Annotated in this window: 10 protein-coding genes; 1 reads left to right on the top strand and 9 read right to left on the bottom strand. The window is 28.6% G+C overall.

Going from position 1 to position 9,082, the window contains the following annotated elements:
* Positions 1–383 (bottom strand): adenosylhomocysteinase (locus ACJMLH_RS06485; RefSeq protein ID WP_405275902.1); only part of this gene is annotated, 383 nt, incomplete at its 3' end.
* A 195-nt stretch (positions 384–578) separates the two neighbouring features.
* Between ACJMLH_RS06485 and ACJMLH_RS06480 the strand changes: the two genes are divergently transcribed.
* Complete coding sequence (locus ACJMLH_RS06480; RefSeq protein WP_405275900.1) at positions 579–1,634, top strand: glycosyltransferase family 52; 1,056 nt, start codon at positions 579–581, stop codon at positions 1,632–1,634.
* Here ACJMLH_RS06480 and pseI read toward each other — a convergent pair.
* The 8 genes from pseI to ACJMLH_RS06440 all read right to left on the bottom strand — a co-directional run.
* Positions 1,624–2,670: a pseudaminic acid synthase gene (gene pseI, locus ACJMLH_RS06475; protein ID WP_405275898.1), complete on the bottom strand. Its 1,047-nt coding sequence runs from the start codon at positions 2,668–2,670 to the stop codon at positions 1,624–1,626. The genes ACJMLH_RS06480 and pseI overlap by 11 nt on opposite strands.
* Positions 2,671–2,674: 4 nt before the next feature.
* Positions 2,675–4,090: a GNAT family N-acetyltransferase gene (locus ACJMLH_RS06470; RefSeq protein ID WP_405275896.1), complete on the bottom strand. Its 1,416-nt coding sequence runs from the start codon at positions 4,088–4,090 to the stop codon at positions 2,675–2,677.
* 1 nt (position 4,091) lies between these two features.
* Positions 4,092–5,246 carry a UDP-4-amino-4,6-dideoxy-N-acetyl-beta-L-altrosamine transaminase gene (gene pseC, locus ACJMLH_RS06465; protein WP_405275894.1) on the bottom strand — a complete coding sequence of 385 codons (1,155 nt, stop codon included), beginning with the start codon at positions 5,244–5,246 and terminating at the stop codon, positions 4,092–4,094.
* 5 nt (positions 5,247–5,251) lie between these two features.
* Positions 5,252–6,556, bottom strand: coding sequence for an aminotransferase class III-fold pyridoxal phosphate-dependent enzyme (locus tag ACJMLH_RS06460; RefSeq protein ID WP_405275892.1), 1,305 nt, complete (start codon positions 6,554–6,556; stop codon positions 5,252–5,254).
* A gap of 11 nt (positions 6,557–6,567) precedes the next feature.
* Complete coding sequence (locus ACJMLH_RS06455; RefSeq protein WP_405275890.1) at positions 6,568–7,497, bottom strand: aldo/keto reductase; 930 nt, start codon at positions 7,495–7,497, stop codon at positions 6,568–6,570.
* A gap of 4 nt (positions 7,498–7,501) precedes the next feature.
* Positions 7,502–8,269 (bottom strand): cytidylyltransferase domain-containing protein, encoded by a 768-nt coding sequence (locus tag ACJMLH_RS06450; RefSeq protein ID WP_405275888.1) that lies wholly within the window; start codon positions 8,267–8,269, stop codon positions 7,502–7,504.
* Position 8,270: 1 nt separating this feature from the next.
* Entirely contained in the window at positions 8,271–8,807 is a 537-nt protein-coding gene (locus ACJMLH_RS06445; RefSeq protein ID WP_405275886.1) for a GNAT family N-acetyltransferase, read from the bottom strand.
* A gap of 7 nt (positions 8,808–8,814) precedes the next feature.
* Positions 8,815–9,082 (bottom strand): polysaccharide biosynthesis protein (locus ACJMLH_RS06440; RefSeq protein ID WP_405275884.1); only part of this gene is annotated, 268 nt, incomplete at its 5' end.

Here is a 9,082-nt window from a genome sequence, read left to right as displayed (position 1 = left end):
ATCATGTCTGCTCCGTCATCAATGATAATGTCAGGCTTGTGGTCTAAAACCATGTTGATTGTCTGGTAGTATTCCTCATCATCCTGTTCTCTCCAGCCGTATACGTTCAATCCCAGGTCAGCCGCTCCTGCAACCGCATCATCATGGGTAGATAACGGATTGCATCCAGTCATTGCGACTTCCGCTCCACCTGCCATCAATGTTAACCCAAGGTTAATGGTTTTAGGTTCCAGGTGTAAGCAAGAGCCTATTGTAATTCCTTTGAAAGGTTGAGTTTCCAAGTATTCCTGTTTGATGGATTCCAAAACAGGCATGTGTTTTTGAACCCATTCGATTTTCCTAACACCTTCAGGTGCTAATGCCATATCTTTAACTTTACTCATAAAAATCAATCCATAAACATAAATGGAGATTAATATTAATTTCGGGCATAATTAAATTATTAATCTCCAAATAAATGTTAAATTTTATCAAATATACATTTTTTCAAACATAAATTTTTCATACAAAATATTAAATTAGATAATATCAATAATTTATTATATAATACAAATCTAAATCGTGTACAAGGAGATTAAATGACTAAAAACAAAAAAAATATATGCATAGTAACAACAGTATATTCTTTTTTCTTATACCTATTAATAAAAGGATATAATGAAGAAGACATTTTTATATTTACTGCATGGTTTCCGAAAGAAATATCTAAAAATGTTAAACATATTCAGCTACCACCTGTGCACTTTCAAGGAAAAAAATTTGCTGATTTAAATTCACTTCCTGGAGTTTACAAAAATATTACTGGATTTTTTAAATATTTTTATGGTTATCTTAAACTTAGAATTTTACTGTTTATCAAAACGTTTAATTGTGATGTTGAAGCTTATGGACATGCTCAAACCCCATTTTCATATATCCTATTTGAAAATAAAAACTCGAATATTATTGAAGATGGATTAGAAAATTACACTGCAGAGATATGTGAACCCCATAAAATTAACCCAATGATTGATTTTTTCCTTCATGTTTGTGGAATTTATATTTTAAATAATTGTGAATGTTATGGAAGTCACGAAAATGTAAAAAATGTTTATTTAACTCATGAACATAATAATCCTTTAATTAAAGATAAGGTAAAAATAATTGATATAAAAAATCTTTGGAATAATTTAACTAATTCCGAACAAAAAAAAATTTTAGAAATATTTAATGTAAATATTGAAGGAATTGATTTTAATAAAAAAACTGCTCTTTTATTAACCGAACCCTTAGCTGAAGGTAGTTTGACAACCATAACACAAGAAGAAGAAATAAAAATATATAATGAAATAATCGAAAAATTTAGTGATTATCAAATATTAATAAAACCTCACCCAAGAGATATAAAAAATTCTGAAAAAATATTTCCCAATATGAAAATTATAGATAAAAACTTTCCTGTAGAAATATTAACCCTAATTAACATTAATCCAACAGTTGTTTGTTCTATTGTCTCAACTGCATTATACAATTTTGAGAAAAGTAAAATCTATGTATATGATGGCAAAATAAGTGATGAATATATTAAAAATGCTCAAAAAGAATTGTTAAAAATAATAAAAGAAAAAAATTTAGATTTGATTTCTAATCAATGAATGATAAATTAAAAGGTATTCCTTTTTCTAAATTTTTATTAACTTTTTTACCAATTATTTTCTTTAAATATTTTGGATGTAATCCAAAACCTGGTCTGATTGAACGAACATTATCTTCAGTTACGATTTCTCCTTTTTTAATAGCTTCAACTACAAACAATGATCTTGAAAATTCTCGATTTGCTTTCATCTTATCAGATAATTCATAGCTAACTTTTCCTAAAGCTTTTTCGACATTTCTAATTGAATCCACCATCAGTTTGAATTCATCAGGTTCCATTGAAAATTCAGAGTCAGGACCGCCCATATTCCTGTCCAAAATAAAATGTTTTTCGATTATATTGGATCCCAAAGCAATAGAGGCTGTTGAAACTTCACCACCCAAGGTGTGATCCGATAAACCAACAACAACATTGAATTTTTCTTTAATATCTGGAATTGTATTCAAGTTAATTTCTTCCAAAGGTGCAGGATAAGATGAAGTGCATTTTAAAAGGGCTATTTCGTCATTGCCTACATCTAAACAAGTTTTTACAGCAAGTTCAATATCTTCAAAAGATGCGATACCTGTTGAAATTATGATTGGTTTTCCTTTTGATGCAACATATTCTATTAATGGAATATCAGTTATCTCAAAAGATGCAATTTTGTATGCAGGCACATCCATATCCTCTAAGAAATCAACTGAAGTTTTATCAAAAGGTGAAGAAAATACGATTAAACCTAAATTTTCCGCTATCTTTTTGAGTTTAGGTTGCCAATCCCATGGCATATATGCATCCTCATACAACTCATGAAGAACCTGCCCATCCCATACAGTTCCTTGCTTAATCTGGAAGTATTCATTATCGCAATCAATAGTAATTGTATCCGGAGTGAAGGTTTGGAATTTAACTGCATCCGCCCCTGCTTTCGCCATAGCTTCAATTGTTTTAACAGCAATATCAAAATCATTCATGTGATTTGCAGAGAGTTCTGCAATAATAAATGTAGGCTTATCTTCACCTATTTCTTTTTCACCAATTTTAAATCCCATAATATTACCCTTTTATAAATTTTAATGCATCGCAATTTTTTATCACAACATCACATTCTTTTTTAAATCCCATTGATTTAAAAAATGAAATTGAACGAATATTTTCTTTTTTAATATATGCAATTACCTTGCCGTCAATTAATTCCAATCCTTTAGACAACAATATTTTTGACAAACCCAAACCCCTATATTTTTTATTTAAACTAATACTAATTACAGGATATTTTTCATCAAAATCCAATCTTAATTGACCTATTAAATCATCTTCATACTCTAAAACATAAAATTTAACTGAATCATCATTTAAAATATTTTTAAACCAATTTTTGTGGTCTTCTAGTGGAATTTTTTCTGAATTGAATGAACTTCTACGAACTTCATCATCATTTGCAATTTCAAATATCTTTAAACAATCCTCTTTTTGAATGGGTCTAAATGTCGAATTATTTTTATAAAACTCTTTTAGAATGTTTTTAACAATATTCAAAGACCCTTTACCATTTACAGCCCGAATACCCAATAATCTTTTATCAAACCGGATTTTTTTATCTTGTAAATAATTTATCCTACCTAAAATATTTTTCAAAAGATTATCATCATTCCAACAACCAGCATATTCAATAAAACCTTGATTTACCCAATTTTTAATATTATTTTTCTGATTATCAATAATACCAATAGCTACTGTTGGAACACCAATACAAGCAAGTTCATATAATGTTTGACCACTAGCTGAAATAGCTAAATCAACAGAACTCATTGCATTAATAATTTCATCAGAATTTGGAGAATAAATTAACTCAACATGTTCATTTTTTAAGGATTCAATCTCTTTAGTGTTTTTAAAACTATCTGCAATTATAACTTTCTTATTAACCTTAGGAAAATTATCATTTAAAAATTCCAATATTTTTGGAGTTAGATTTCTTAAATCATTGCCTCCCATTGTAATTAAAATATTTTCAATTGAATCATTGATTTTTAATTTTTGAATATTCCAAAAGTCCTTTCTCAAGGGAATAAATTCATTTCCCAGCAAATAAGTTATTTCATCTCTTTCCAAATAACCCATATCTGAAGTATCCAATGTTCCATTAACTACAATACCTTTAGGATAATTTAAACGATTATTATCATCAACATAAACACCTAATGATGAGTTTTTAGAAATTTCTTCATAAAATGTCAAATCTGCTAAATAAGAATCAATAAGAACAATTTCTGCATTAAAAGTATCAGATAACCAATCAATAATTTCCACATTCATATCAGAAACAATAGATTTTATTGATTCATCACCATTTACAATGAACTTTGGGGAAATGTTGTAATGTTCAAAAGCTTGATGGATAGAGCTACATCTAGCTACATGACCATATCCATAATCTTTTCCACCCTCAGTTAGAATAACAACTTCCATATTAATCAAATTCTGAAATTACTTTATAAAGTTTATCTTTAACAAAATCAATATCTTCATCAGTTAAAGTAGGATACATAGGAATACTAATTTCTTTTTTATAAAAATCTTCACAAATAGGACATAATTCATTGCCAAATCCTAAATTTTGATAATATGGTTGTTTATAAACTGGAATGTAATGAACTTGAACACCAATTCCCTCTTGTCTTAATCTTGCAAATATCTCTTTTTTATGATTTACAAACTTATCTTTTAAGAGAATTGGATATAAATGATAAGCAGACTGCCTATTTTCCTTTTCAACAGTAACATCAAAGTAAGGATTATCTTCAAATATTTCATCATAAGTTTTAGCTATTTTCCTTCTATATTTGACAAATGAATCTAATTTTTTTAATTGGGAAACACCTAAAGCACATTGAATATCTGTTATACGATAATTGAAACCTAAATACTGCATTTCATAGTACCAGTCACCATGAGGCTCATTAACCAAATTATTTTTAGTTATTCCATGTGATCTGAATAATTGTAAACGTTCATAATATTCTTCATTGTTAGTAACAATTATCCCACCTTCACCGGTTGTAATGTGTTTTACTGGATGAAAACTGAACATAGCCATTTCTGAATAAGTTAACGAACCTATTTTTTTGCCATTATATTTTGCACCTAATGCATGGGCTCCATCTTCAAATAATTTAACATCATTTTCTTCAGCAATTTCTGAAAATTCTTTCAAATCAACAGGTTGGCCTGAATAGTGAACTGGAGAAATTAATTTAGTTTTATCACTAATTTCAATTTTAGACACATCCAAATTTCCAGTCTTACTTTCCACATCACTAAATTTAACATCTGCCCCCAAATATAGAGCCGCATTTGAAGTTGCAACAAAAGTATTTGGAGTGGTTATAACTTCATCTCCTTTTCCAATGCCTAAAGCGAAATATGCTCCATGTAATGCAGAAGTTCCAGAATTAAATGCCACAGCATATTTAGCGCCGCAATACTTAGCAATGTCTTTTTCAAATTCTTCAATTTTAGGACCTTGAGTAATTAGAGGAAATTTTAAAGTTTTCACAACTTCTTCAATATCTTCATCATCAATTGTTTGTTTTCCATATGGTAAAAATTTAGAAATAAAAAACACCCCAATTAATTTTCTTCAACGATATTACGTTTGAAAACAGGATCCACTTTTTTACCAATTAAAATGCCATCAGTAGAATCTTGTTCAATTGCTTTTTTAATATTAATCATTGCTTCTTCAGCCGCAAACAAATAAGCTTCAATTTCTTCTTCTGTGTGAGATAAGTTGATGTTATTAATTCCAACGGTTATTATGCCATTGTGAATCATTGCCTGAGAGAATATTGAATTAATATCCAAATAATCTAAACTTCCAACATCTTCAAATTCAACACCACAATGAGGTGGAAGACCACTAACCAAAATTACATCTTCTAATTCATAATTTTTAATAAGGCTTTCAAGCCCTTCTTTTAACATGGTTCCTAATTTCCAAATATGTTCATAAGAACCAGGTTTCTCTAAAATTTTTAATGCAGCAATTGAGCCAGCCATAGACAATGCTTCACCACCAAATGTTGTGGAAACAAAAATACCCTCTTCAATTTGTTTCATTATTTCTTTTTTACCGGCAACAGCAGAAATTGGCAATCCATTACCCATACCTTTTCCAAATGCAGCCATATCCGGAACAACATCATATAACTCTGAAGCTCCACCTAATGCATATCTAAAACCAGATACGACTTCATCAAAAATTAATATGGCTCCATTTTCATGAGTTAAATCTTTAACTTTTTGTAAAAAATCATCTTTAGGACCATTAGCTTGAATTGGTTCTAAAATAACAGCGGCAATTTGATTAGGATACTCTTCAAAAAGTTCTTTTAATGATTCAATATTATTATATTCAAATGTTTTTGTTAAATTTGAAACATCCTTTGGAATCCCTTTGTTGTTTTCTGTTGAACCAATAGACCAATCATGCATTCCATGATATCCTGATAATGCAACTAAATCTCTTCCAGTAAATGCTCTTGCTAGTCTTATTGCAGAAGTAGTTGCATCACCCCCATTTTTAACAAATCTAACCATTTCCGCACAAGGAATGATATCAATAATTTTTTCAGCTAATTCGACTTCTACTTCAGCTTGAAGTGAAAAGGAAATTCCTTTTTCAAGTTGTTCTTTAATAGCATTATTTACTTCTTCAATGTTATATCCAATTGTAATCGGGCCTAATGCACATACAAAATCAATGAATTTATTTCCATCAACATCATATAAATAACAACCTTCACCCCTTTCAATAAATGCAGGAGAATCTCCTTGACAATAATATCTATATGATTTACTGTAAGTTTGAGCACCTAAAGGAGTTACTCCTATTGCTCTTTTCAACAAGTCATTACTTTTTTCATAGTTTGCCATTTTATCACCAATCAAAAATTATTCCATTTCCTAGGATCAATCAAATAATCATCATTTATCCTTAAACTATCAAAATCAATATTTTCCAAAAGATTTTTATCAAATCTGTCAATGCTTTTAATATTTGATTCCAATTCTTCTGGAGAATCTACTCCAAGAATGGTTGAATTAATAAAATTATTATAATAAACAAAAATACTGGCTAACTCAGGTACACTAACATCACATTCATCAGCTAATCTTTGTAATTCTTCTTTAAATGGTTTGATTTCTTCCAAACCTTTAGGAACATCACCAATTTCACATGGAATAATTCCTTTTAAAAAAGTAGACCTGCTTACTAGACCAATGTTATTTTCGTCTAACTGCATTTGTATATCATCAAAACGCCTATCAAAAATATTATATGGAATTTGGAAAAAATCAACTGAATTTCCATAATTTTCCATAATAAATTCCGTTTCTGGCAATTCATATACTGAAACACCAAATAGATCAATTAAATTATCTTCTTTTAATTGATTTATTACATCCCAAAAATCCTTATTCTTATATATTTCTTCAATTGTTTGATGTAATTGTAAAATAGGAATTTTATTTAATTTAAGTTTTTCTAAAGATTCATCTACCGAGCTATAAACATCAAATTTTATTTTACTATAATTTAAATTATTTAAATCCTCAATTAAACGTAATTTCGTAGCAACAACAAAATTATTCTTATAGTTTTCCATGAAACATCCAATTTTATCTTCACTATCACCATATTCACGTGCAGTATCAATTAACGTTAGCTCATTATCAACTGCAGTTTTGAGAATATCATCAACTTCATCTTGAGTTTTTCTTTTTGTAAACCCATAATCCAATCCAAATTGAACTGTACCTAAACCAAATTTAGAAATTTCATAATCTGAATTTTTAAAATTATTTATTAACATTTTATTACCTGAGGATTTCATCATTTTCTAAAGATTTCTTTAAACCTTCATTATGTTCATACATATCATTTATTTTCAATAAAGAAGGATTATCTTTTAATAACTCAAAAATATCATCCATTAAAAATATTTTTTCATCATCATATAAACACTCATAAATCTTTTTAATTAAAATAAAATCTTCTTTTTCATCAACAGTCCACCTAAAATTAGATAAATCTCTATCTTGCGCAAGATTACCTAATTTATAATTTTCAGGATTGTTTTTTATGAATAATGTAACATGTTCACGTTCAGATTTTAATGCTGCTTTATTCCAAATCTCATTTAAAATAGGTAACGTAACTACTTCACAATCCAAACCATCAGGAAATGTCCGAATCAATGTATTTGTAGTGTAATCATAATCATTATCCAAATGTTTTTCAATGACTTCATCAACTATAATTGGATCAATTAATGGACAATCCGCAGTGATTCGAACAATACTATCATGTTCATTTAAATTAAATTTAATCGCTGCTTTATAGTATCTATCCAAAACATCATTTTCATCTCCTGAAAAACAATCAATCTTTAATCTTTCACAAAGACTAACAATAGGCTCATTTTCAGACTCTTCGCTAGTTATTACTATAATTTTATCAACATTTTTACAAAAACTAAGTCTATTAATTATATGTTCTAAAAGAGGTTTGCCAACAACTTCTTTCATAACTTTTCCAGGAAGTCTTGAAGACCCCATCCTTGCTTGAATCATTGTATAAATCATATTAATCAACTAAATTTTTATTATATAACTCAAAAACAAAAGCATCAATAAAATCCCCCTTGAAAAAATAAGTATCTTTTTTAATATATGCTTTTTTAAATCCACATTTTTTAAATGCTTTTATAGAGCCAATGTTATTCTCATAAACTCCCGCGAAAACTTTTCTTAAATTTAAATCATCAAATGCATATTTGCAAACTAAACTAATTGCATTGGTAGCTATTCCTCGACCCCAATAATTTTTATCTCCAATAACCAAACCGATATCAGCATATTTATGAACTGGATGAATGCCACCCAATTTAATATTGCCTATATGTTTATCTGATTCTTTATCAATTATAGCAAAAAGAATATTATTCTCACTAGAGTTCATTGAAGATACAAAATTTTTTAATGAATCAATAGTATGGGTTATAAAACGTGACTCTAAATATTGATTAATTTCAGAATCATTCATCCAACCCAAATAATTTTCGTTGCAATCTTCAAGAGAAATCTTTCTCAAATAAAAATTATCCGATTCTAAAATAGGCATATTTTCCTCAATAAACAATATCTATATCTTTTAAAGCTTCACGAATTTCTTCAACACTTAACCATTCTGTGTTATTGTCAGATGCATAACGGAACCTGTCTTCAACCTTTTTTCCACCGTCAATTTCGAGATTATCCCACCATTCAAGTTCAGGGTAAATAACATAATAGTCATCATATTCATAAGCAGATCTTGAATCTTCAGCAGTAATCATTACTTCATGGAGTTTTTCACCAGGCCTAATTCCAACATCTTCAAGTTCACAATCTGGAAGC

This window comes from Methanobrevibacter sp., from assembly GCF_045116495.1.
Classification (GTDB): domain Archaea; phylum Methanobacteriota; class Methanobacteria; order Methanobacteriales; family Methanobacteriaceae; genus Methanocatella.
The sequence above is the reverse complement of the archived record's forward strand: the minus strand, read 5'-3'. Positions and strand labels throughout refer to the sequence as shown.